Consider the following 21,830-nt stretch of genomic DNA (forward strand, 5'->3'; position numbering starts at 1 on the left):
CGGAGCTATCGTGAAGGAGAACGGTCATATTGAGGCTAAGTAAGCTGTGGTTCAAGCTTTGGTGGGTTGTTATCGATCGTCGCAAATGGAAAAAGGGGATGGCAGCCATGACGCCAGAGGAACGAAGCCGACTGCATCCATGCGTGGCCCATCGGGGCTGGTCGGGCGCCGCGCCGGAAAATACGATGGCCGCGTTCGAGATGGCGCTTCGAGAGCCTAACGTCAATTGGATGGAATTGGACGTTCATTTGTCCCAAGACGAAGTGCCGGTCGTCATTCATGACGGCACCTTGAAGCGTACGACGAACGGGAAGGGCAAGGTTATGGAGTGCACCGCCGAGCAGCTAGGCAAGCTGGACGCGGGAAGCTGGTTCAGCTCTTCCTACGCGGGAGAGGGAGTTCCGACGCTCGCGCAGGTGCTTGAGTTGGCAGCCGGCCGCTGCAACCTTAATATCGAGCTGAAGGATGACGGAGACGATCGACGGATTTTGGCGGCGAGGACGCTTGAGACGATTCGTTCCCGGGCATGGAGGCCGATGTCGTCATAACCTCCTTCGAGCAGCAATTGCTTCGCGAAGTGCGGCGGGCCGACCCGACTATTCGGATTGGGCTCATTATTGACGGCAATCCTCCGAATTTGATCGATATTCTTAAGCGGCTGGATGCCGGATATTTGTCGATCGGCTACACTCATCTAACGCCTGAGCTGCTGCGCGATGCGGCGCAATCAGGCATAGAGGTGATGGTTTGGACGGTGAACGACCCGGCTAACTTGCGGCTGCTGACGAATCGTCCCGAGCCTTTTCAAATTTGCACGAACTACCCGGATCGCTGGGTCGCGGCCGTCCAATCGAAGGAGCTTTGAATCGCAATGAACGAATTCGCTTCTTTTCAAAATATTCGCAATGTATACTGTGTCGGACGAAATTACAGGCTTCATGCCGCCGAAATGGGCAATGAGGTGCCGACTTCCCCGATGCTGTTCACGAAGCCGACGCATGCCGTCGTCCCGCTCGACGGTCGTCCCGTTCTGTTGCCGGGAGCATTCGGCTCCGTCCATTACGAGGCCGAGCTGGTTCTCCTGATCGGCAAAGCGTATGAACCGGGCATGAAGGCAGACGACCTGATCGTCGGCTTTACGGTCGGATTGGATCTGACGCTGCGCGACGTGCAAGACAAGCTGAAAGCCAAAGGACAGCCGTGGCTCGCCGCCAAAGGCTTCCGCAGCTCCGCTCCGATCGGCCGTTGGATGGCCTTTCCTGGAGAAGCGGCCTTGTCGGAGGCGGATTTCGGTTTGCGAATAAACGGACGAGAAGCGCAGCGCGGCAACGTGCGGGATATGGTGTTCGGATTGCAGCAATTGGTGGAATTTACGGGAAGCATTACGGGCTCGGACCCGGCGACGTGCTGTTCACGGGAACGCCTCAGGGAGTCGGAGCGCTTCAGGACGGCGATATGCTTGAAGTAAGGTGGAACGAAGAGTCGGTCGGCACCGCGACCATTAAGCTGGAAGCATAAAAAAGAGGCTGCTCCGCACAGGTCGCTTGAGACCGCGGATCAGCCTCTTGCTATGTTATTTGTCCGAGAATTGCTCACGGATGGCAAGCAGCTTAGGAAGCGTCTCGAAAAAAACGTCGACGACGGCGGGGTCGAAATGTCGGCCTCGTTCTTCGAGGAACAGGGCTTCGATTTTTTCGATTGGCCATGCGGCTTTGTATACCCGTTCCGCGCTTAGCGCGTCAAAGACGTCGGCTACCGCCGTTATTCGCCCGTAAATATGAATGTCTTCGCCTTTAAGCCCATTAGGATAACCCGTGCCGTTCCATTTCTCATGGTGCTGCTCGGCTACGATCGAAGCGGTGCGGAGCAGCTCGCGGCGGGAGCCCTTGAGCAGCTGATGCCCGATTTTCGTATGCGACTTAATAATATCGTATTCCTCGTCTGTCAGCTTGCCGGGCTTAAGCAGCACGGCGTCGGGAATAGCGACCTTGCCGATGTCGTGCATAGGAGAAGCGGTGCGGAGCAGCTCCGCTTCGTATTCGCTTAGGCCAAGCCCCAGCGCGAGCACATAGGAGTAGTCCGCTACCCTTTTGACGTGATTGCCCGTCTCCTTGTTGCGGATCTCGCCGATCTCGCCCATCGTGGAGATGATCTCGCGCTGCGTATCTACGATTTCCTGGTGCAGCAGAACGGACTCCAGCGATTTGCCCGCATAGGAGGCTGCGAGCGACAGCATGTCCAAGTCACGCGTCGTGAAGACTGCGCTCTCGGTCATTTTATTGACGGCCTGATAAGCACCGATTATATTTCCTTCATTGTTCCGGAATGGAATCGATATGATCGATTTGGTCACATAACCGGTTTTGAGGTCGTTGTCGGGGTTAAACCTCGGGTCGTTGTAGGCGTCTTCGACGATAATCGATTCGCCCGTCTCGATGGCTGTTCCGACGAAGCCGCTGCCGAACGGAATGCGGATTTCGTCCACGCCGTGCGCGACCGTTGTATACAGCTCCTCGCGAACCGCGTCGATCAGCCATACCGTGCAACGGTCGGACAAGATCATTTCCCGGCCCATGTTCGCCATAAGCACGAGAACCGAGTTTAGCTTCGTTTCGCTTGCTATCTTCGCAGTATAGTCGAATATGATACGAAGCAAATGTTCGGGGGTCAGCTCTTGCTTCAGCACGATAGGAACAACTCCTTACAAGGTATCTTTATCCTTATTCGTGCTGAAAGTTGTCGAATCCTGCCTGTTCCAGGGGAAAAGCCTCGTTATTTTTCCAATCCCTTCAAATAGGTACTTACGGCCCAGATCAAGCTGTCGTCTTTATTTTCCGACATGCGGAACCCGCCGAGAGCGTCGAGAGAAGCGAACCCGTGAATGAGGCTCCGAAGACCCCGGACCGCATGAACGGTCGTCGTCGCATTCAACTCGTAATGCTCCATTAGCCGGACAAGAAGCTGCAAAATAAGGTCGGATTCGGTCTGAAATAACGCGGACGGCGCTTCCGGCAGCCGGTTCAACGCCTCGTACATGCCGGGCTCCTTGCCGGCAAATGCGGCATAGGCTTTCGCCACCGCGATTAGCGCGGAGTCGCCGGACCGTCCGATCGCCGCTTCCGTCAATCGCTCGCGCAGCTTGCGAGCTCCGATCTCCGCCAGCTTCATCCTTAAATCCTCAAGCCCTGCGACATGATTGTATAGGGAAGGCGTTTTGATGCCTAGAGCCGCTGCGACGGCGGCCAATGTCACTTTGTCCAAGCCTTCGTTATTCGCGATATCGGCGGCGGCTTCCAGAACTCGTTCGGGCGTCAGTCGGATTCTCATCGTTTGTTTCTCCTTGTCAGAGCGGCTTCCGCTTCTTCGATAGCACGGATGATGGCGGCGGCAGGTTTATGCAGCGACGGACCGTGGCCGACGACGAGAGCTTTCGGCGTCATGGCGAGCAGCTTACGTGCGCTGGCGATGGACGTTTCGGCGCTCCAGGTCGCCCAAGCGGGGAACGGGAACGACGGCCGCATTCGTCCGGCTACGGACAGGCCGCCTCTTGTGGACATCGCATCTCCCGCGATCGCCGTCCCGCTCGCTTCATGCCAGAAGGCAAAATGGCCTGGCGTATGGCCGGGTGTCGCGACAGCTTGCAGCGAGCCGATGCGTGCGCCTTCCTCGAATGTAACGTCCTGCACGAACGGGGGCTTTTTCGGAATGCCGCCTTTAATGGGCGTCTGGGCTTCATGCGGCTCCAAGGATACATCTCCCGCCAGTATGCGGGCATCGCGGGAGGAGATGACGATTCTGGCCTCCGGAAAGGCGGATTTGAGCGCACCGACGGCTCCAATATGATCGTTGTGGGCATGCGTGAGCACAATATGGCCGAGAGGCTTGCCGGTTCGGCGGATCGCCTGCAAAAGTCCCGATGCTAAAGGAGGGATCGCAGCATCGATTAGCGTAACGCTGTCCACTTCCTCCACCAGGCAGCAATTGATCGGGAACCAGGAAGAGAAGAAGGAGAGCTGGGTTACGCCTTCGCCTAGATTCGTCGTTTTCATATCGAAAACTCCCTTCGTAAACTACTTATATTAGCATAATAACTAATATCATTAGTTTAGTCAATGGCACCGTTTATGCTTTTAGAAGAAAAAGGCGTTCATCCTCCGAAGTCGGGGACGAACGCCTTTTGATTTATCCGATAATGATTTTGCCTTCGGGATAGCGGAACAGCGTCTTTCTCTGCTTTTTGTTATGGAGCGCATAGGCGAGGGTGACCGGCCCGAGCCGCCCGACGAACATGAGGATGACCAGCAGCGTTTTGCCAAAGCCGGACAAGTCCTCGTTCGCGACTCCCATGCTGTGTCCGACCGTGCCGTAAGCCGATACGGTGTCGAACAGGATGCTTAGAAAAGACCCCGATTCCGTCACGGATAAGATCATTGTCGGTACGATAACGAGCGCCAGTCCGACCATCGTGAACGTGACCGCTTTGTAGACGAGATCCTTGGACAGCCGGTTGCGGAACAGGACGACGTCCTCACGCCCGCGCAGAAGAGTCCAGACGGCGGCGAGGAGCACCGCGAACGTCGTGATCTTGATGCCGCCGCCCGTTGAGCCCGGCGCCGCTCCTATGAACATGACGATGATCATGAAAAATTGCGTCGCCTGCCGCATTGAAGAAATATCGACCGTGCTCGTGCCCGACGATCTCAGGCTGGCGGAATGGAAGAAGGCGGACAACAGCTTGCTGCCGTCGCCAAGCTGCCCGAAGGTGACCGGATTCGTATATTCGAACAGGAAGATCACGAAGCCGCCGAAGGCGAACAGCAAGCCGGAAAAGACGAGCACGACCTTGGTATGAAGCGAAAACCTCCGCGTTCGCCGATAGTCGATCAGATCGGACATGACGATAAAGCCTACGCCGCCGAGCAGAATAAGGACGATGGACACGATATTGAACGGAACGTCGTTAACGTAAGCTCCCAAGCCTCCGAACAAGTCGAAGCCTGCGTTATTGAAGATCGATACGGAATGGAAGAGACCGTAATACAGCGCCTTGGCCGGGCCCATTTCCGAATACCACCGCAAGGCGAACAGAAGAGCTGCCGCGCTTTCGACGACCAGCGAGTAGAGCACGACCTTGCGAATTAACCGGACGATGCCTTCCGTATTGGCTTGATTAAGCGATTCTTTAATGATGAGCCGTTCCTTGAGCGATATTCGTTTGCCGAGCGCGAGAGCGAACCACGTCGTCATCGTCATGAAGCCGATTCCGCCCATCTGGACGAGAATCATCATGACGATTTGCCCGAACAAGGAGAAAGTCTGCCCTGTAGGCACGACCGTCAGTCCCGTCACGCAGACGGCCGAGGTTGCGGTGAAGAGAGCGTCGTGAAAGCTAATGTCATGGCCGTCCCGCGACGACACCGGCAGCCATAATAAGATCGAGCCGACGACGATAAGCAGCAGAAACCCGACGACGAGCACTTGCTGAGGAGAACGCTGCGATAAAAAAGAGCGGATAAGCAAGAACAGCATCCCTTTTCTGATGTAAAATGTGGACAGCCTTCATTTTAACGCAATGCTTTAACGGGAACAAATAAAAAGAACGATTAGACTGCATGAGTGAAAGGGGCCTCGGCAATGAGCGTACAATCGTTTCCGCCCGTCGTGGACGAGCGGTCCCGAATTCTAATTCTCGGAAGTATGCCGGGGACGGCATCGCTGAGAATACAGCAATATTACGGCAATCCCCGCAACCATCTATGGGCGATTTTATACGGATTGTTCGCGGATCGGCCGCCGGACGCGGGTTATGAGGACCGCATCGCGTTCGCGCGCTCGCAAGGGATCGCGTTGTGGGATACGATCGCGCAGTGCGAGCGGGAAGGGAGTCTCGACAGCGATATCAGGGATGTCGTGCCCAACGATATTCCCGGACTTCTCCGGCAATATCCTCGGGTGAAGACGATAGTGTGCAACGGCGCAAAATCGCATGCGGAGCTTCTGAAGCACTTCGGACATACGGCGGAAATCGCCGAACGCAAGGTGCTCAAGCTTCCTTCCACAAGTCCTATTCCGACGCCGAAGTACAGAGGTCTCGAGGAGCGGCTGGAAGCTTGGCGTATCGTTAAGGAAGCGGCAGAGACATAGAGAAGGTCCCGCAGGCCGTTGCGACCCGACGGGACCCTTATGATCGATTACCAGCCCATGCGGTTGCGAAGCGTTGCGATCTGGGCGGCATGATGATGGCCGTGCCAAGCGAAATAGGCAAGGAGCTGGTCGATCGTCATCTCGCCGTTCGCGGGATGAAGGAACGGCCGCGAGAACGATTCGGCTGGAAGCTCGCGAAGCACGGCGTCGAAGCGGGTTTGCAGCGATTCGAACAGCAAGAGAGACACCTCGGGCTCCAATCCAATCGAATCCGGGAGCGCCGCCCAAGCGTTTTCCTCGAAAGTCTTTACCGTAGGGTTGTCCTCCGTCAAGGCAAGCTTGAATCTCGTATAGCCCGTCATAGCCGCGTCGGTCGTATGGTGGGCGACTTGACGAGCCGTCCAGCCGCCCTCGCGATAAGGGGTGTCCAACTGCTGCCCCGTCAACCCTTCGACTGCCGCGCGCAACGCGGCGGGAGCCGTGGAGACGGCTCGTACCCGCTGTTCGCGCTCGTCGTCCGACGTCGTCGCCGGCTTCACGAATCTTCCGATCGGATAAATCCATTGTTCCATATCCAATTCCCTCCCCATTATGGAGAAAGAGGCGTGCGAAGCCGCAAGCCTCTTTCCTGATAGCCGTCGTTCCGGAGCTTTATTTGCCGTCCGTCAGCTTTTCCATCTCCGTGATCAGCCCTTCGAACACGCTCATCGCTTGGCGAATCGGCTCGGGAGACGACATGTCGACCCCGGCTTTTTTCAGAATGTTGATCGAATAGTCGCTTCCGCCGCTTTTCAGGAAGCCGAGATAACGGTCTACCGCAGGCTTGCCTTCGTCGAGAATCTGTTTGGCGAAGCTCGTCGCCGCCGAGAAGCCGGTCGCGTACTTGTACACGTAAAAGCTGGTGTAAAAGTGTGGAATGCGGGCCCATTCCATCTCGATGTCCTTGTCGACGACCATTCCGTCCCCGTAATACTTGAGATTCAAGTCGTAATAGATCGAGGACAGCTCTTGCGGCGTTAACGCTTCGCCTTCTTCCGCTTTCGCATGGATGATTTTCTCGAACTCGGCGAACATCGTCTGGCGGAACACCGTCGTCCGGAACTGGTCGGCGTAGTAGGTGAGCAGGTACATTTTTTCTTTTGGATCGGTCGATTTGTTCAGCAAGTAGTCCATAAGCAGCGCTTCGTTAAGCGTGGAAGCGACCTCGGCCAGGAAAATGGTGTATTGCGCGTCCCTGTACTCGTTGTTGCCGTCGGAGTAATAGGAGTGGAGCGCATGGCCCATCTCGTGAGCGAGCGTGAACATGCTGTTCAGATTGTCCTTATGGTTCAGCAGAACGTAAGGGTGGGTGCCGAACGCTCCCCAGCTGTAAGCGCCGCTTCGTTTGCCTTCGTTCTCGTAAATGTCGATCCAGCCGTTGTCGAACCCTTCCTTGAGCACCTTGCGGTAATCGTCGCCGAGCGGGGCAAGGCTGTCGTATACCGTTTTGGTCGCTTGCTCGTAGGGAATGTCCAGGTCGAACTCTTCCACGAGAGGAGTGAACAGGTCGTACATGTGAAGCTCGTCGACTTTCAGCAGCTTTTTGCGAAGCGCCATGTATCTGTGCATCAAGGGCAGATGCTCATGAATCGTACCGATCAGATTGTCGTACACCGACTGCGGAATGTTGTCGCCGTACAGCGACATTTCGAGCGCCGACGAATGATGACGGGCTTTCGCGTAAAAAAGGTTCTTGGTAACGTTGGCGCTTAAAGTAGCGGCGAGCGTGTTTTTCCATTTGCCGTATGTATCGTACATCGCTTTGAAGGCGTCGCGCCGGACTTCCGCGTTTCTGCTCTCCAGAAATTGAATGTAGCGGCCGTGGGACAGCTCGACTTCTTCGCCTTTGTCGTTCTTGACCTTCGGAAATTTCATGTCGGCGTTGTTCATCATGCTGAAGATCGTGCTCGGAGCCTGCGAAACGTTGCCGACTTGGGCCAGCAGCGCTTCTTCGTTCTTGGACAGAATATGAGGCTTTTCCCGCAGCATTTCTTCCAGCGTGCGCTTGTATTTATTCAGCGTCGGATCGGCGATCAGCTTTCTCAGCTCGTCCTCCGAGAAAGCCAAAATTTCCGGAGTAATAAACGAGAGAGCTTCGTTGACTTCGACGCTGAGCTTTTTGGATTTCTCGGACAAAGCTTGAAATTTGGGCTCGGCGGTGTCTTCGTGGTGGCTCATGTTCGCGTATACGTACAATCTTTCGGCGAGCAAGGACAAGTCGTCTTCCAGCGCGAAGCAGCGGGCGATCGTCTCGGCATCCTTCAGCTTGCCTTGGAAACCGGCAATTTCTTTCGTCAGATGTTTGACTTTGGCGTATTCGGCATCCCATGCGGCTTGATTCGCATACAGATCCTCCAGCACCCACCGGTGCTCTTTCGGCGTTTCGCTTCTTTTCGGCACTTGACTCATAGACGGGGACAACCTCCTTGGTATGTGTTCGCGGACCGGAACGGCGACGGCTGCGCGCGGCTGCGTCGTTGCCGGTGCGTGACCGCTCGCTATTAGGAATGACAACGCCGCCAGAACGGCGGCGGGCTGGACATACGGCTTCATTCGGGCGCCTCCGGTACCTAAATAATGGTTGCCGGAATAGTATGTCCCTGCCGGATCGGTTTATCAGGCTTCATCTGCAGCGCGGCTTAAAGGCCTGCCATCATGAAGCTGTATACGATCAGGAAAAATGCGAACGCGACGAACAGCGCCGCCGTAATGGCTATTCCCCGTCTCATCGGAGCAGGGAGCCGTTCCTTCGTCAGAATCAGGACGACCCCGAACGCGAAGGCGGCGATAATAAATACGAGATTGGAATCGGACGGCATGGCTGGAGAGTCCTCCTAAAGGATCGGCTGTTATACGGAACGAAGGGCGTCGATCGTCTGATTGTAAGCTTCTTCGCCTCCCGGGAAGTCGTCCGGGCGAAACCTTCGTCTTGCCCACTCCATCATCTCGGGACGGCTAATAAAGTTGTGGCATTCTTCGCCCCATTGATCGGAAATTTCCCGGACGACGAGCGTTTTTCCTTGCACTTCGACAGTGAGCATATTGTAATTGTCATGCTTATAAATAATATGTTTCTTGAACATGGGTCACTCCTGATTTTGGCATTCGATTGCCGTTTTTCTCATCATAGAAGAGATAGCCCAAGAAATCAACGTTCGACCGAAGCGAGCCGTTGACAGGATTGGAAAATGGTGAGATTCTATATCGAAATCCCGGCAACGGGACCGAAGTTCAAGACGAGACGAGATCAGACGAGTTTTGACGAGCCGAGAGGAGCCGAGCGAAAATGAGTGAGCAACAATCGAAGCCAGCCGCATATCCGCAAGTAGGAGTCGCCTCGACGTGTCGCGATTACAGAGAGTACATAGCGATGTTCGGACTGAGCGACGACGATTTGAGACGCGGAGCCGTACTGGACGTAGGCGGGGGAGGTTCCTCCTTTACCGCGCAATTGAACGCGATGGGCGTCGAAGCCGTCGTAGCCGACCCGTTGTATGCCGCTGCAACGGAAGAGGTGTTGGGGATCGTACGGAAAGAAATCGATACTTCGTCCGCCAAGCTTGCCGCCAACGCGGGAGCGTTCGACTGGAGCTTTTACGGATCGCCTGAAAAGCATCGGCAGCTAAGAGAGCAATCTTACAGGGCGTTCGCCGAGGATTATGCGCGGGAGGATGCAAGACGCCGTTACGTACCGGCTTCCCTGCCCCGACTGCCGTTCGAGGACGGCTCGTTTTCTTTGGCGCTTTGCAGCCATTTTTTATTTTTGTACGGGGCCGACCCCATGTTCGACGAAGCTTTTCATCTGGCGGCGTTGAAGGAATTGCTCAGAGTCGTTCGCCCTGGAGGCGAAGTTCGCATCTATCCGATGGTGACGCTTCAATGGGAGCCTTATCCTTATTTGTCTGCTTTATTGGATCAAATCAAGGAGATTGCCATCGCGAAAACGTCGGAATCCTCGCTGCCGTTCACACCCGTGCGAAGCCCTGTTTTAACGCTTGCAAAAAAACCTTGAAACCCTTGCCCGACAACATATTGCAACTTCCAAAGCCTTCGGTTATAATGACTACATTCGCCGAACTACGGCGAGATTTTAGGAGGTTTTTCATTTGAGAGGAACAGTTAAGTGGTTTAACGCAGAGAAAGGTTACGGCTTCATCTCTGTAGAAGACGGCAACGACGTATTCGTTCATTTCTCCGCTATCCAAGGCGACGGCTTCAAAACATTGGAGGAAGGTCAAGCGGTTGAGTTCGAAATTACGCAAGGCAACCGTGGTCCTCAAGCATCCAACGTGGTGAAACTGTAAGTCTAGCGCACGAGCGTGGACTTATTTTCATAACACGAACGAGAGCAACGAAGCCCCCAGGCTACACGCCGGGGGCTTTCGCTTTACATAGGAACGTTTTGACCGCCCGGTCGATCAAGTGGTACACTGGATTCGGATTATTCGATTCTGAAGTTTCGCGGAGGTACGGAGTTTTATGCCAAAATTCAAGCTGTTTGCCGGTCGGAAAGGCAAGGCCGACCAAGCCAAAAATAACAAGTACGTGAAGCTGGCGCGAGAAATTTACGTACAAGCGCGCAAGGGCGGCACGAACCCGGATGCGAACGCAGGACTGAAGACTGCAATCGCGAGCGCACGGGCGATTCAGATGCCGAACGACAATATCGAACGGGCGATCAAGAAGGCGGCCGGCGGAACCGACAGCGTCGATTACGAAGAGATATTGTATGAAGGCTACGGACCGGGCGGCGTCGCGATCATGGTCAAATGCTTGACCGACAATCGCAACCGGACGGCTGCAGACGTTCGCGCAGTCTTCAATAAGCGGGGCGGCAATCTCGGAGAGTCCGGCTGCGTTTCTTATATGTTCGACGAGAAGGGGCTTCTGGTCGTCTCGCGGGAAGATTTTGACCGCGACGAAGACACGGTCATGATGGAAGCGCTGGAAGCCGGAGCGGAAGACGTCGTCGCCACGGAGGAAAGCTTCGAGGTGCTGACGGCGCCGGCCGATTTTCTGAACGTGAAGGCGGCGCTGGAGCAAGCGGGCTACTCTTTCGAGTCGGCCAACATCCGATGGCTAGCTCCTAACACGATCGTCTCCGAAGGCGATAATGCGGACAAGCTGCTCAAGATGATGGAAGCGTTCGACGACAACGACGATGTGCAGGACGTCTATCACAACTTCGAGATCAGCGACGAAGAGATGGACCGTCTCGGATAATGGATGGCAAATTAAAGGCCATGCTGGCGCGGATGCGCTCGCATGGCCTTTTTGTATCGTTTCGAGCTTACAGAGAAGTAACGACCCGGTCGATGATCCCGTATTCGAGCGCTTCTTCGGCGGACATGAAGTAATCTCGATCCATATCCTTTTCGATTTTTTCGAACGGTTGACCGGTTCGATCCGCGGCGATTCGGTTCAATCTTTCGCGGACGCCGAGAATTCGTTTGGCGCTGATGGCGATGTCGCTCGCTTGCCCTTGGGCCCCGCCGTGCGGCTGGTGAATCATGATCTCGCTGTTCGGCAAGGCGAACCGCTTTCCTTTGGCTCCGGCCAGCAACAGAATGGCTGCGAAGGACGCGGCCATCCCGGTGCAGATCGTATGAACGGGCGGCTTGACGAACTGCATCGTATCTAGGATGGCAAAACCTGCGGACGTGGAGCCTCCCGGACTGTTAATATAGAGATGAATTTCTTTGTCGGGATCTTCCGCCGCGAGGAACAACAGCTGCGCCACAATACTGTTGGCGATTTGGTCGTCGATGGCCGAGCCGAGGAAGACGATGCGATCCTTCAGCAAGCGGGAGTAAATGTCGTAGGATCTTTCGCCGCGATTCGTCTGCTCGACTACGTAGGGTACGTAAGCGCTCATTCGTAGCAACCTCCATTTTCGGCAAGTGCCGTTCATTTTGATTTCAACCCGTAAACGAAAGAAGGCACGAGAAAGATACGGGTCTCTTGCGGAAATTATTTTTTGGAACGGGGCGTATCCTTTTGAAGTTCCCGTTCGTTTGCTTAAGAACGATAGTATTTTGTCAGCAAGGATAAACAGCAGCAAAAAAACGCGGCGAGGGAGTGAACGGGATGATCGACATCCATTCGGAGGAAGCTGCAATACGAGAGCTTGAAAACGAGGCTATGGAGCGATTGAAAGCTGTTGTTCAGCGCTATTGCTTGTCATTGTCGGGAACAGCTTGGGATGCGGACGATTTGGCTCAGGAGGTGTGGCTGAAAGTGCTTGGGTCGGAGACGGGGCTTAGCCACGCGAATCCGGAGGCATTGCTGCTTCGAATCGCCAAAAACGCATGGATCGACCGATCGCGAAGAGAATGGAGACGGGTGAAAATCCAAAATTCGGACGCCCCGGCAGCTGCGTTGTCTGATTCGGCCATTTTCGAGGTGGAGGCCGCTTTTCAGGCTTTGATCAAGCATTTGTCTTCCTTGCAGAGATCGGTGTTCCTGCTTCGCGACGTATTCGGCTTTTCCATAGCGGAGACGGCCTTACGGCTTCAATTGTCGGAAGGCGCGGTGAAAGCGGCGCATCATCGCGCGCGCGCTTCGCTTGGCTCCGTTCGCAAGGAGCTGAGCGGGAATGCGCTGCCGCTTCCGGAAGACGAGGGAATGAGAGCTATTCTGCGGGCATTGGCGACTGCTTATCGAGATGGCGACGTCGCCAAGGTTGTGCAATTAGCCCAGTTGGATACGCTCGAACCCGCCGTCGCAATGGTATTGTTCCAGAATGGTCTGCTTCGAAAAGCTTCGTCCCATCCGCAGCCTGCGCTTGGGAAGTCCGGCGCTCCGCTCATGCGAATGGCGGCGTAGTGGATGAGGTACCATACAATCTCCGCGAAGTAGCGGAACAGCGCCAACAGTGGGATGAGGTACCATACAATCTCCGCGAAGTAGCGGAACAGTGCCAACAGTGGAATGAGGTACCATACATTCGCCGGAAGTTGCGGAACGCCGCCGAACAGTGGGATGAGGTACCATACAATCGCCAGAAGTTGCGGAACAGCGCCGAACAGTGGGATGAGGTACCATACATTCGCCGGAAGTTGCGGAACGCCGCCGAACAGTGGGATGAGGTACCATACAATCGCCGCAAAGTATCGGAACAGCGCCGAACAGTGGGATGAGGTACCATACAATCGCCGGAAGTTGCGGAACAGCGCCGAACAGTGGGATGAGGTACCATACAATCGCCGGAAGTTGCGGAACAGCGCCCAACAGTGGGATGAGGTACCATACAATCTCCGCGAAGTAGCGGAACGGCGCCCAGCAGTGGGATGAGGTACCATACAATCTCCGCGAAGTAGCGGAACGGCGCCCAGCAGTGGGATGAGGTACCATACAATCGCCGGAAGTTGCGGAAAAGCGCCGAACAGTGGGATGAGGTACCATACATTCGCCGGAAGTTGCGGAACGCCGCCGAACAGTGGGATGAGGTACCATACAAATGTTCGAAGGCGCCGGCTACACGACTAAACAACAAAGAGGCAGCTATCCGGCCGTTTACACGGCGGGAGCTGCCTCTTTTCCTCGCTAGCGACTTTACAGCCCGGCTGCGGAAGGCTCGAGCTTGCGTACTTTGTCGATCGTGCCGCCGCCCAGACAAACGTCGCCGTCGTAGAAGACGACGGCTTGGCCCGGCGTGATCGCTTTCTGCGGCGCGTCGAATTCCACGTTCAAGTCGCCTTCCGGAGTAAGCGTCAACGTAACGCCTTGATCCGGCTGCCGGTAACGAAACTTCGCCGTGCAGCGCAGAGGGCCGCTCAACGCATCCGGGCTGATCCAATTGATTCCCGTCGCCGTCAAACCGACGGAGTACAGGCTGTGATGACGCTCGCCTTGCACGACATACAGCACGTTGCTCGCCAGATCCTTGTCCGCGACGAACCACGGCTCGCCGTTGCCGGAGCCGCCAATGCCGAGCCCTTGCCGCTGGCCTAGCGTGTAATACATAAGCCCGTCATGCCGGCCTTTGACGTCTCCGGTTAGGATGTCAACCATATTCCCCGGCTTGGCGGGCAAATACTGGCTTAGAAACTCTTTGAAATTCCGTTCGCCAATAAAGCATACCCCTGTGCTGTCTTTCTTCTTTGCCGTAGCCAGCCCGGCTTCTTCCGCGATGCGGCGAACTTCCGGCTTCGGAAGATGTCCGATCGGGAACATGGCCCGAGACAGCTGCGATTGGTTCAGCGCGTGCAGGAAATACGTCTGATCCTTGTTGCCGTCGACTCCGCGCAAGAGGCGGTATTGTCCGTCGACTCGCTCCACTCTCGCATAATGGCCCGTCGCAATGACATCCGCTCCCAAGTCCATCGCCTTTTGCAAAAAGTCGCCGAATTTGATCTCGCGATTGCACATAACGTCGGGATTGGGCGTTCTTCCCCGCCGGTACTCCTCGAGGAAGTATTCGAACACTTTGTCGCGATATTCCGCTTCGAAATTGACCGTATAGTAAGGGATGCCGATCTGATCGCACACGCGCCGCACGTCTTCCGCGTCTTCCTCCGCCGTGCATACGCCGTTCTCGTCCGTATCGTCCCAGTTTTTCATGAACACCCCGATGACATCGAATCCTTGCCGCTTAAGCAGCAGCGCCGTCACTGACGAATCTACGCCGCCGGACATGCCTACGACAACGCGCACGGATGACGGGTCCTCAAACCGAATGTCGTCCATTTTTGATCGCTCCTTGCTCTTTCTTTCGTCCGTAAGTGCCCCTTATTGTAACATATAAGACCGTCATTCACACGCTGAGCGACACCGTAACGGAGGAAGAATGCCGAAATCCGAGAAAAAACATCGTCTTGACATGAATATGTAACGTATTTTTTGCCCACAAAGAAGTTAGTTGTGTTAACATAGTGATAACATGGGGATACCCCTATTTCCGGATGGGAAGACTTCCGAGAATGTTAATAGAAGACTCATTCCGTGCTGTGGGCGAGAAAGGTTGTGCTTTTCTTTGAAAATATCGACTAAGGGCCGTTACGGCTTAACAATCATGATGGAGCTTGCGGCCAAATTCGGCGAAGGTCCGATTTCGCTTAAGAGCATCGCAGAGAAAAACGGACTTTCCGAGCATTATTTGGAACAATTGATCGCTCCGCTTCGCAACGCCGGACTGGTCAAGAGCGTGCGGGGAGCTTACGGCGGCTATATATTGTCGAAAGATCCGGAAACGATTTCCGCCGGAGACGTTATTCGTATATTGGAAGGGCCGATCAGCCCTGTCGATTTTACGGAGGAAGACGATCCGGCCAAGCGGGATTTGTGGCTCCGCATTCGCGACAGCATCGCGGAAGTGCTCGATTCGACAAACCTGGCCGACCTCATTTCCTACAAGGACGCCGGACAGCCTGACAGCTATATGTTCTACATTTGACGAGAAGGTGAGCGGCATGACCTCGATTTACTTCGACCACGCGGCCACTTCGCCGATGCGGGCGGAGTCGCTCGAGGCTTATTTGAATACCGCGGGAGCGGGACCGAGCAATCCGTCCAGTCTCCATTCGTTCGGGCGCGCGGCCAGATCGCGCGTGACGGCTGCGCGCGACGCGATTGCTTCGTTGCTTAGCTGCTCGCCGTCCGAGCTTGTCTTTACGGGCGGAGGAACGGAGAGCGACAACGCCGCGCTCGTCGGCGCAGCCAACGCCCAATTGGCGCGGGGGCGCAACGGCATTGTGACGACGGCCGTGGAGCATCATGCGCTGCTCCATACTTGCCATAATCTGCAAGAGCAAGGCTTTAAGCTCACCGTGCTGCCCGTTGACGATACGGGGCGCGTATCCGTTGAGGATGCCGCCGCCGCAATCGACGATAAGACGGCGGTCGTTAGCGTTATGGCCGGCAACAACGAGGTCGGTACACTCCAGCCGATCGCGGAGATCGGAGCTGTCGCTCGCGACAGAGGAGCGGTCATGCACGTCGACGCCGTGCAGGCTCTAGGCTATGTTCAGCTTGATCTTGCGAATTTGCCCGTTGATATGATGAGCTTATCCGCTCACAAGATCGGCGGCCCGCAGGGCGTAGGATTGCTCTATATACGCAAAGGCACGTCGTTTCGTCCTATGCTTCTCGGCGGCTCGCAAGAACGAAACCGACGAGCGGGCACCGAGAACGTGGCTGGCATTGCTGCGTTCGCGGCAGCGGCGAAGCTGGCCGAGGCCGAACGGGAGCTTCGTTGCCGTCATGCGGAAGAGCTGCGGCAATCTCTGCTGACCGAGCTTGAGCAAGCGATCGGCGCGGAATCGTTCGTAGTGAACGGTCCCGCTGATTCCGCAAGCCGTCTTCCGCATGTCCTTAACATGAGCTTTCCTGGTATTCCATCCGAGAACATGCTTATGAATCTCGATTTGGCCGGAGTAGCCGCTTCAGGGGGCTCGGCATGCACGTCGGGTTCGCTAAAGCCGTCCCATGTTCTCAGCGCTATGAATTTATCGCGCGATTTGGTTGCATCCGCCGTTCGTTTCAGCTTCGGTTTGGGCAATACTACGGAAGAAACGAAGGAAACGGCAAAAATTATTGCAACCATTTCGGCGCGTATGCGTATTTACTAGCAGGCGCCTAGTATTCGGGGGTGCCGGCAACGATTCAAGCCCAGCAATTAATCGGACTTCCGGTGCTGCAAATGAGCGGAAGGTCGTCCGGAAAAGTGAAGGACGTTTGGTTCGACGAGTTTTGGCGGCTATCGGGTGTCGTATTGGATACCCGGGTATGGCTCAGCAAAGCGGTGAAGGCCATCAAGTGGGACAACATCGTATCCTGCGGCGAAGACGCCTTGCTCATTCGGGATAGCGGCGCGGTCGAGACGATCGACAGAAATCAACTGCTGCGCACCTTTAACGGCGGAGTTGTCCGCTTGAAGGAAATGCCCGTCTATACGGTTGCCGGAATCGAGCTCGGCAAAGTCGCGGATGTTTATTTTAAAGATTCTGAGGGTACACCATTAGTAGGATACGAATTAACGGACGGTTTTCTTGCGGATGTATTTGAAGGACGAAGGCGGCTCTATTTGCCCGACGGTCCCGAGAACGTCATCCTGGGCGAGGATGCCATCCTGGTACCCGCCTCATGCGAGCGGGTTTTGGAGAGAGACCATACTCGGAAAGTGATAGGTGAAGACGGATGATGAGATGCCCGAATTGCAATTCCAAAGATATCGGAAAAATCGGATCCCACCAGTTCTATTGTTGGAGCTGTTTTATCGAGCTGACGGTAAACGGCGATAAAATGTCGGTATACCAAGTTGAAGAAGACGGTACGCTTAGCTCGCTGGACGATTTGTTTTTCGAGGAGCCGATGGTGCCTCAAGTTCATGCCGGCGGCATGTAACACTTAAGCTAACGCCATGCAGTCCCTGTGTCTCTCTGCAGAGAGCCGGGGACTTTTTTTGTTTGCCGTCTTTCGCGCCGATGGTTTAGGGCGGGGGACAAGTACATATACTGGAGAAGGAGCGCCGAAAAGCGGGGGTGGAGAGATGAACCGGTTTACCCAAAACCGCTTGTTTTCATTGATGGTGTACGTCATATTAGGTCTCCTGACCTTGTATCTCATTATGCTCGTCCGCCCTATGCTGCTGTCCGTTTACGATTTTCTCAAGGCGGTGCTGGCTCCTTTTCTCGTGGCAATGGTCATTTCGTATGTACTCAACCCGATCGTCAACCTATTGCATGACCGAAAAGTACCCCGAACGGCCGCCGTACTGCTCATCTATGCCGTGTTTATTACATGCTGCGTCGTCGTGCTTATGAACGTTATTCCGATGTTCATGGGACAGGTTGAGGAATTGAACGAGCATATGCCCAATTTGACGATGAAGGCGGAAAGCCTTGTCGACCACTTCAATAACAATCGGTTGCTGCCGTCCAGCGTAAGAGACGGGATTAACCGTTCCATCGCCGGTCTGGAGAAGCAGATCGAGGAGCGGATCGCCGATTTCCTCAACAATATCGGAGCCGTTATGAACGTGCTGTTCATCGCGATGATCGTTCCGTTTCTCGCTTTCTATATTATGAAGGACATGGACGTATTCGAGAGGGCTGCAATCCAATACGTGCCCCGAGCCCGTCGGAAACAAGCCGTACGGCTGTTGAAGGATATCGATTCGGCGCTGGGAAGCTACATTCGCGGTCAGTTCATCGTGTCGCTGTGCATCGGGGTTTTGGCGTATATAGGCTACCTCATTATCGGCATGCCTTACCCGCTGCTGATGGCTATGTTCGTGTCGCTCTTCGATATTATTCCGTATTTGGGCCCGTTTTTCGGCGCTCTTCCGGCTCTGGTCATGGCAACGACGGTTTCTTGGAAAATGGTGCTGCTCGTCGCAATCGTCAATATTGTCTGCCAAAATCTCGAGAGCAACGTCATCAGTCCGCAGGTTGTCGGAAAATCGATGCATATGCATCCGCTTACGATTATTTTCGTCCTGCTAGTCGGCGGAGAGCTGGCGGGCATCATCGGAATGATTATGGCAGTCCCGTTCTATGCCGCCCTGAAGGTCGTCGTCCAGCACGTGTTCGCCTATTACATTCGCCGAAAAACCGTTTGACAGCGCTGAAATTCGTTGTCTATAATCTATTTGTTGGACGATATGCAATGCGTTGACGAAACAAGAGTACCGCGTAGACCGCAAACCAGAGAGAAGATTTCGACGCTTTCGAAGATCGTCGGGGAGCCCGGCGATCGCGAACGGCGATTGGCTGAAAAAATCTTCGTTGCGAAGGACGCTGGGAAGCCGGTTTCAGAGTGCGGCCCGAAGAGCCGCCGGGAGGCCCGTTACAGCCGCATGAGGAGATCGCGATCGTGACGAACGATGGCGATAACCAGGGTGGTACCGCGAAGCAATTCGTCCCTGATTCAGGGGCGTTTTTTTATTTTTTTCGAACTTTAGAGGAGGCATTCGCCGCAATGACAAAGATGAAAGCAGCCGATATTCGCGCCAAATGGCTGGAGTTTTTCGCAAGCAAAGGCCACCAAATCGAGCCGAGCTCCTCGCTCGTCCCTCACAATGACCCGTCCCTGCTCTGGATCAATGCGGGGATGGCACCGCTGAAAGCTTATTTCGACGGTCGGGTGAAGCCGGAAAATCCGCGGATCGCCAACTCGCAAAAATGCATTCGCACGAACGATATCGAGAACGTGGGCAAAACGCGTCGTCACCATACGTTTTTCGAAATGCTCGGCAACTTTTCCATTGGAGACTACTTCAAGGAAGAAGCGATCGAGTGGGCTTGGGAGTTTTTGACCGGCCCGCAATGGATCGGCTTCGATCCCGACCGTCTGTCCGTGACGGTGTATCCGGACGACGAAGAGGCGTTCCGCTACTGGAACGAGAAAATCGGCTTGCCGGCCGAGCGCATCTATAAGCTAGAGGATAACTTCTGGGACATCGGCGAAGGCCCGTGCGGCCCGTGCACCGAAATTTTCTACGATCGCGGCGACAAGTACGGCGATCTTAGCGATCCCGAATGTACGCCGGGCGGCGAGAACGAGCGTTTTCTGGAAGTATGGAACCTCGTATTTTCCCAATTCAATCACAACAAGGACGGCAGCTATACGCCGCTCCCTAATAAGAACATCGATACCGGAGCGGGTCTTGAGCGCTTCGCTTCCATCGTGCAGGACGTCGACTCCAACTTCGATACGGATCTGTTCATGCCGATCATCGAGCGCGCGAGCGCGATTGCCGGAGTGAAGTACAAGGAACGCGAAGACTATGACGTGGCTCTCAAGGTTGTGGCGGACCACATCCGCACCGTTGCGTTCTCCGCAGGCGACGGCGTGCTTCCTTCGAACGAAGGACGCGGCTACGTTATTCGCCGATTGCTTCGCCGCGCCGTCCGCTACGGGAAAGTGCTGGGCATCGACCGTCCGTTCCTGTGGGAATTGACGTCGACCGTAGGGGAAGTAATGGGAAGCTACTACCCGGAAGTCGTGGAAAAACGCGAATTCATCGAGAAGGTGATCCGCACCGAGGAAGAGCAGTTCCATAAGACGCTCGGAGAAGGTCTGTCCATATTGGCGGAGCTGTGCGACAAAGCGAAGGCTGCGGGATCAACTGAAATTTCCGGTCCGGACGCGTTTAAGCTTTACGATACGTTCGGCTTCCCGTTCGACTTGACGGAGGATTACGCAGCGGAGCAAGGGATGACCGTCGATCGCGCAGGTTTCGACGCGTCGATGGAGGAGCAGCGGGAGCGCGCTCGTACGGCTCGCAAAGACGTCGGCAGCATGAAGGTGCAAGGCGGCGTCTTGTCGGAGTACACAGACAAGAGTGAGTTCGTGGGGTACGACGCGCTTGCGGCAGAGGCGAAGGTGCTTGCGATCGTCGTCGGCGATTCGTTCGCGGACAGCGCCGGAGCTGACGAGACGGTGCTTGTCGTATTGGATCGCACGCCGTTCTATGCCGAAAGCGGAGGCCAAGTGAGCGACCGCGGCACGCTGCAAGGCGCAGCCGTTCTGGCGACGGTCGACGGCCTTAGCAAAGCTCCCCATGGCCAGCATTTGCACCAGGTGACGGTAACGGGCGGTACTCTTCAAGTAGGAGATACCGTAACCGCAACGGTTAATCCGGCTGAGCGCGCGGACATCGTGCGCAACCATACGGCAACCCACTTGCTGCACAAGGCGCTCAAGGAAGTGCTCGGCGAGCACGTCAACCAGGCCGGCTCGCTCGTCGATCCGGATAAGCTTCGCTTCGACTTCTCGCATTTCGGCGCCGTAACGGCCGAGGAGCTTGCCGATGTGGAACGCCGGGTCAACGAACAAATTTGGCTCGGCACCGAGCTTGATATTTCCTTCAAGCCGATTGCGGAAGCGAAGGCGCTCGGCGCAATGGCTTTGTTCGGCGAAAAATACGGCGATATCGTTCGCGTCGTAAAAGTGGGCGACTACTCTCTTGAGCTGTGCGGCGGCTGCCACGTTCGCAATACGGAGCAAATCGGTCTGTTCAAGCTCGTCAGCGAGGGCGGCATCGGCTCAGGCGTGCGCCGGATCGAAGCATTGACGGGCCGTCACGCTTACGCTTACTTGGATGAGCAGTTTGCGACGTTGAAGGAAGCGGCGGCTTTGTTGAAATGCGGAGCGGCCGACGTTCCAAAGCGGGTTGAGGCGGCGCAAGGCGACATCCGCCAGCTGCAGCGCGACGTCGAGTCGTTGCAAGGCAAGCTGAGCCGTCTCGAAGCGGCCGATCTTGCCGGCAGCGCGAAGACGGTAGGCGGCGTAACGTTGCTGGCCGCTCAAGTGAACGCGACGGGAATGGACGCTTTGCGCGGCGTCGCGGACGAATTGAAGGCGAAGCTCGGCTCGGCGGTGCTGGCGCTCGGAGCTATTGACGGCGACAAAGTCAATCTGATCGTCGCTGTAACTTCCGACTTGACAAGCAAAGGACTTCACGCGGGCAAAATGGTCAAGGAGCTGGCTGCGATATGCGGCGGCGGAGGCGGCGGCAAGCCGGAGCTCGCGCAAGCGGGCGGCAAGGAACCGTCCAAGCTGGCCGAGGCGTTGGCTGCCGCGGAACAGCTCGTTCTCGCTCAGACGGCGTCCAAGTAATTCAATTCGGCCGAATTTGACGAAACTTCCGGCCAATCGACAAAACTTCCGGTTAGGCATCAATTTCCTGTCCGGTATGGAATGTG

Annotated in this window: 23 protein-coding genes and 1 pseudogene; 14 read left to right on the top strand and 10 right to left on the bottom strand. The window is 55.5% G+C overall.

The annotated features are described in order from the left end of the window. Positions 1–29: 29 nt before the first annotated feature. The 3 genes and pseudogenes from D3H35_RS33630 (at position 30) to D3H35_RS20970 (ending at position 1,518) form a co-directional block, all read left to right on the top strand. Positions 30–548 carry a glycerophosphodiester phosphodiesterase gene (locus D3H35_RS33630; RefSeq protein ID WP_267901414.1) on the top strand — a complete coding sequence of 173 codons (519 nt, stop codon included), beginning with the start codon at positions 30–32 and terminating at the stop codon, positions 546–548. Further along, a complete protein-coding gene (locus tag D3H35_RS33635; protein ID WP_267901415.1) occupies positions 527–865 on the top strand; it encodes a glycerophosphodiester phosphodiesterase in 339 nt (112 codons plus the stop codon). Before D3H35_RS33630 ends, D3H35_RS33635 begins: the two co-directional genes overlap by 22 nt. 6 nt (positions 866–871) lie before the next feature. Continuing rightward, positions 872–1,518 (top strand): annotated as a pseudogene (locus tag D3H35_RS20970) (fumarylacetoacetate hydrolase family protein). A 55-nt stretch (positions 1,519–1,573) separates the two neighbouring features. Here D3H35_RS20970 and D3H35_RS20975 read toward each other — a convergent pair. The 4 genes from D3H35_RS20975 to D3H35_RS20990 form a co-directional block, all read right to left on the bottom strand. Beyond that, positions 1,574–2,686 carry an HD domain-containing phosphohydrolase gene (locus tag D3H35_RS20975; protein ID WP_233568029.1) on the bottom strand — a complete coding sequence of 371 codons (1,113 nt, stop codon included), beginning with the start codon at positions 2,684–2,686 and terminating at the stop codon, positions 1,574–1,576. A gap of 86 nt (positions 2,687–2,772) precedes the next feature. Beyond that, on the bottom strand, positions 2,773–3,327 hold the full coding sequence (locus D3H35_RS20980) for a TetR/AcrR family transcriptional regulator (protein ID WP_119151081.1): 555 nt from the start codon (positions 3,325–3,327) through the stop codon (positions 2,773–2,775). Continuing rightward, positions 3,324–4,049: an MBL fold metallo-hydrolase gene (locus D3H35_RS20985; protein ID WP_119151082.1), complete on the bottom strand. Its 726-nt coding sequence runs from the start codon at positions 4,047–4,049 to the stop codon at positions 3,324–3,326. The genes D3H35_RS20980 and D3H35_RS20985 overlap by 4 nt, the downstream gene beginning before the upstream one ends. Positions 4,050–4,182: 133 nt before the next feature. Beyond that, the gene (locus D3H35_RS20990) at positions 4,183–5,520 is read right to left on the bottom strand and encodes a TrkH family potassium uptake protein (RefSeq protein WP_233568030.1); all 1,338 of its coding nucleotides are present in this window, start codon (positions 5,518–5,520) and stop codon (positions 4,183–4,185) included. Positions 5,521–5,634: 114 nt separating this feature from the next. On the opposite strand from D3H35_RS20990, the gene D3H35_RS20995 reads away from it, so the two are divergent. Further along, the gene (locus D3H35_RS20995) at positions 5,635–6,144 is read left to right on the top strand and encodes a DNA-deoxyinosine glycosylase (RefSeq protein ID WP_119151084.1); all 510 of its coding nucleotides are present in this window, start codon (positions 5,635–5,637) and stop codon (positions 6,142–6,144) included. Between the two features lie 47 nt (positions 6,145–6,191). Here the strand turns inward: D3H35_RS20995 and D3H35_RS21000 are convergent, their stop codons facing one another. The 4 genes from D3H35_RS21000 to D3H35_RS21015 all read right to left on the bottom strand — a co-directional run bounded on the left by D3H35_RS21000 (position 6,192) and on the right by D3H35_RS21015 (position 9,266). Then, complete coding sequence (locus D3H35_RS21000; protein ID WP_119151085.1) at positions 6,192–6,716, bottom strand: YfiT family bacillithiol transferase; 525 nt, start codon at positions 6,714–6,716, stop codon at positions 6,192–6,194. 79 nt (positions 6,717–6,795) lie between these two features. Further along, positions 6,796–8,592, bottom strand: coding sequence for an oligoendopeptidase F (pepF, locus tag D3H35_RS21005; RefSeq protein WP_233568063.1), 1,797 nt, complete (start codon positions 8,590–8,592; stop codon positions 6,796–6,798). A 230-nt stretch (positions 8,593–8,822) separates the two neighbouring features. Continuing rightward, on the bottom strand, positions 8,823–9,002 hold the full coding sequence (locus D3H35_RS21010) for a hypothetical protein (RefSeq protein WP_119151087.1): 180 nt from the start codon (positions 9,000–9,002) through the stop codon (positions 8,823–8,825). A 30-nt stretch (positions 9,003–9,032) separates the two neighbouring features. After that, positions 9,033–9,266, bottom strand: coding sequence for a hypothetical protein (locus D3H35_RS21015; RefSeq protein WP_119151088.1), 234 nt, complete (start codon positions 9,264–9,266; stop codon positions 9,033–9,035). Between the two features lie 203 nt (positions 9,267–9,469). On the opposite strand from D3H35_RS21015, the gene D3H35_RS21020 reads away from it, so the two are divergent. The 3 genes from D3H35_RS21020 to D3H35_RS21030 all read left to right on the top strand — a co-directional run bounded on the left by D3H35_RS21020 (position 9,470) and on the right by D3H35_RS21030 (position 11,406). Next, complete coding sequence (locus tag D3H35_RS21020) at positions 9,470–10,195, top strand: class I SAM-dependent methyltransferase (RefSeq protein WP_119151089.1); 726 nt, start codon at positions 9,470–9,472, stop codon at positions 10,193–10,195. 94 nt (positions 10,196–10,289) lie between these two features. Then, entirely contained in the window at positions 10,290–10,487 is a 198-nt protein-coding gene (locus D3H35_RS21025) for a cold shock domain-containing protein (protein ID WP_027088130.1), read from the top strand. A gap of 175 nt (positions 10,488–10,662) precedes the next feature. Then, positions 10,663–11,406 (top strand): YebC/PmpR family DNA-binding transcriptional regulator, encoded by a 744-nt coding sequence (locus tag D3H35_RS21030; RefSeq protein WP_119151090.1) that lies wholly within the window; start codon positions 10,663–10,665, stop codon positions 11,404–11,406. Positions 11,407–11,473: 67 nt separating this feature from the next. Here D3H35_RS21030 and clpP read toward each other — a convergent pair whose 3' ends face one another. Beyond that, positions 11,474–12,058 (bottom strand): ATP-dependent Clp endopeptidase proteolytic subunit ClpP, encoded by a 585-nt coding sequence (gene clpP, locus D3H35_RS21035; protein ID WP_119151091.1) that lies wholly within the window; start codon positions 12,056–12,058, stop codon positions 11,474–11,476. Between the two features lie 212 nt (positions 12,059–12,270). Here clpP and D3H35_RS21040 point away from each other — a divergent pair, with 212 nt between their 5' ends. Then, complete coding sequence (locus D3H35_RS21040; protein ID WP_119151092.1) at positions 12,271–13,008, top strand: RNA polymerase sigma factor; 738 nt, start codon at positions 12,271–12,273, stop codon at positions 13,006–13,008. A gap of 729 nt (positions 13,009–13,737) precedes the next feature. On the opposite strand, the gene mnmA is transcribed toward D3H35_RS21040, so the two are convergent. Next, a complete protein-coding gene (gene mnmA, locus D3H35_RS21050) occupies positions 13,738–14,871 on the bottom strand; it encodes a tRNA 2-thiouridine(34) synthase MnmA (RefSeq protein ID WP_119151094.1) in 1,134 nt (377 codons plus the stop codon). A gap of 286 nt (positions 14,872–15,157) precedes the next feature. On the opposite strand from mnmA, the gene cymR reads away from it, so the two are divergent. From cymR to alaS, 6 genes are all read left to right on the top strand, one after another. Further along, on the top strand, positions 15,158–15,577 hold the full coding sequence (cymR, locus tag D3H35_RS21055; protein WP_119151095.1) for a cysteine metabolism transcriptional regulator CymR: 420 nt from the start codon (positions 15,158–15,160) through the stop codon (positions 15,575–15,577). A 16-nt stretch (positions 15,578–15,593) separates the two neighbouring features. Further along, positions 15,594–16,751, top strand: coding sequence for a cysteine desulfurase family protein (locus D3H35_RS21060; RefSeq protein WP_119151096.1), 1,158 nt, complete (start codon positions 15,594–15,596; stop codon positions 16,749–16,751). A 20-nt stretch (positions 16,752–16,771) separates the two neighbouring features. Continuing rightward, on the top strand, positions 16,772–17,323 hold the full coding sequence (locus tag D3H35_RS21065; protein ID WP_233568031.1) for a PRC-barrel domain-containing protein: 552 nt from the start codon (positions 16,772–16,774) through the stop codon (positions 17,321–17,323). Beyond that, a complete protein-coding gene (locus tag D3H35_RS21070; protein ID WP_119151097.1) occupies positions 17,320–17,526 on the top strand; it encodes a hypothetical protein in 207 nt (68 codons plus the stop codon). Before D3H35_RS21065 ends, D3H35_RS21070 begins: the two co-directional genes overlap by 4 nt. A gap of 145 nt (positions 17,527–17,671) precedes the next feature. After that, a complete protein-coding gene (locus tag D3H35_RS21075; protein WP_119151098.1) occupies positions 17,672–18,742 on the top strand; it encodes an AI-2E family transporter in 1,071 nt (356 codons plus the stop codon). 368 nt (positions 18,743–19,110) lie between these two features. After that, positions 19,111–21,744, top strand: a complete 2,634-nt coding sequence (alaS, locus tag D3H35_RS21080; protein ID WP_119151260.1) for an alanine--tRNA ligase — start codon at positions 19,111–19,113, stop codon at positions 21,742–21,744. Positions 21,745–21,830: the final 86 nt, after the last annotated feature.

This window comes from Cohnella faecalis, assembly GCF_003570905.1.
In the GTDB taxonomy this organism is placed as follows: Bacteria; Bacillota; Bacilli; order Paenibacillales; family Paenibacillaceae; genus Cohnella; species Cohnella faecalis.

Excerpts from the sequence above, each read along its gene's own strand:
- D3H35_RS33635 (WP_267901415.1), top strand. The coding sequence starts at position 527 with ATGGAGGCCGATGTCGTCATAACCTCCTTCGAGCAGCAATTGCTTCGC.
- D3H35_RS20980 (WP_119151081.1), bottom strand. The coding sequence starts at position 3,327 with ATGAGAATCCGACTGACGCCCGAACGAGTTCTGGAAGCCGCCGCCGAT.
- D3H35_RS20985 (WP_119151082.1), bottom strand. The coding sequence starts at position 4,049 with ATGAAAACGACGAATCTAGGCGAAGGCGTAACCCAGCTCTCCTTCTTC.
- D3H35_RS20995 (WP_119151084.1), top strand. The coding sequence starts at position 5,635 with ATGAGCGTACAATCGTTTCCGCCCGTCGTGGACGAGCGGTCCCGAATT.
- D3H35_RS21000 (WP_119151085.1), bottom strand. The coding sequence starts at position 6,716 with ATGGAACAATGGATTTATCCGATCGGAAGATTCGTGAAGCCGGCGACG.
- pepF (WP_233568063.1), bottom strand. The coding sequence starts at position 8,592 with ATGAGTCAAGTGCCGAAAAGAAGCGAAACGCCGAAAGAGCACCGGTGG.
- D3H35_RS21010 (WP_119151087.1), bottom strand. The coding sequence starts at position 9,002 with ATGCCGTCCGATTCCAATCTCGTATTTATTATCGCCGCCTTCGCGTTC.
- D3H35_RS21015 (WP_119151088.1), bottom strand. The coding sequence starts at position 9,266 with ATGTTCAAGAAACATATTATTTATAAGCATGACAATTACAATATGCTC.
- D3H35_RS21020 (WP_119151089.1), top strand. The coding sequence starts at position 9,470 with ATGAGTGAGCAACAATCGAAGCCAGCCGCATATCCGCAAGTAGGAGTC.
- D3H35_RS21030 (WP_119151090.1), top strand. The coding sequence starts at position 10,663 with ATGCCAAAATTCAAGCTGTTTGCCGGTCGGAAAGGCAAGGCCGACCAA.
- clpP (WP_119151091.1), bottom strand. The coding sequence starts at position 12,058 with ATGAGCGCTTACGTACCCTACGTAGTCGAGCAGACGAATCGCGGCGAA.
- D3H35_RS21040 (WP_119151092.1), top strand. The coding sequence starts at position 12,271 with ATGATCGACATCCATTCGGAGGAAGCTGCAATACGAGAGCTTGAAAAC.
- mnmA (WP_119151094.1), bottom strand. The coding sequence starts at position 14,871 with ATGGACGACATTCGGTTTGAGGACCCGTCATCCGTGCGCGTTGTCGTA.
- D3H35_RS21060 (WP_119151096.1), top strand. The coding sequence starts at position 15,594 with ATGACCTCGATTTACTTCGACCACGCGGCCACTTCGCCGATGCGGGCG.
- D3H35_RS21070 (WP_119151097.1), top strand. The coding sequence starts at position 17,320 with ATGATGAGATGCCCGAATTGCAATTCCAAAGATATCGGAAAAATCGGA.
- D3H35_RS21075 (WP_119151098.1), top strand. The coding sequence starts at position 17,672 with ATGAACCGGTTTACCCAAAACCGCTTGTTTTCATTGATGGTGTACGTC.
- alaS (WP_119151260.1), top strand. The coding sequence starts at position 19,111 with ATGAAAGCAGCCGATATTCGCGCCAAATGGCTGGAGTTTTTCGCAAGC.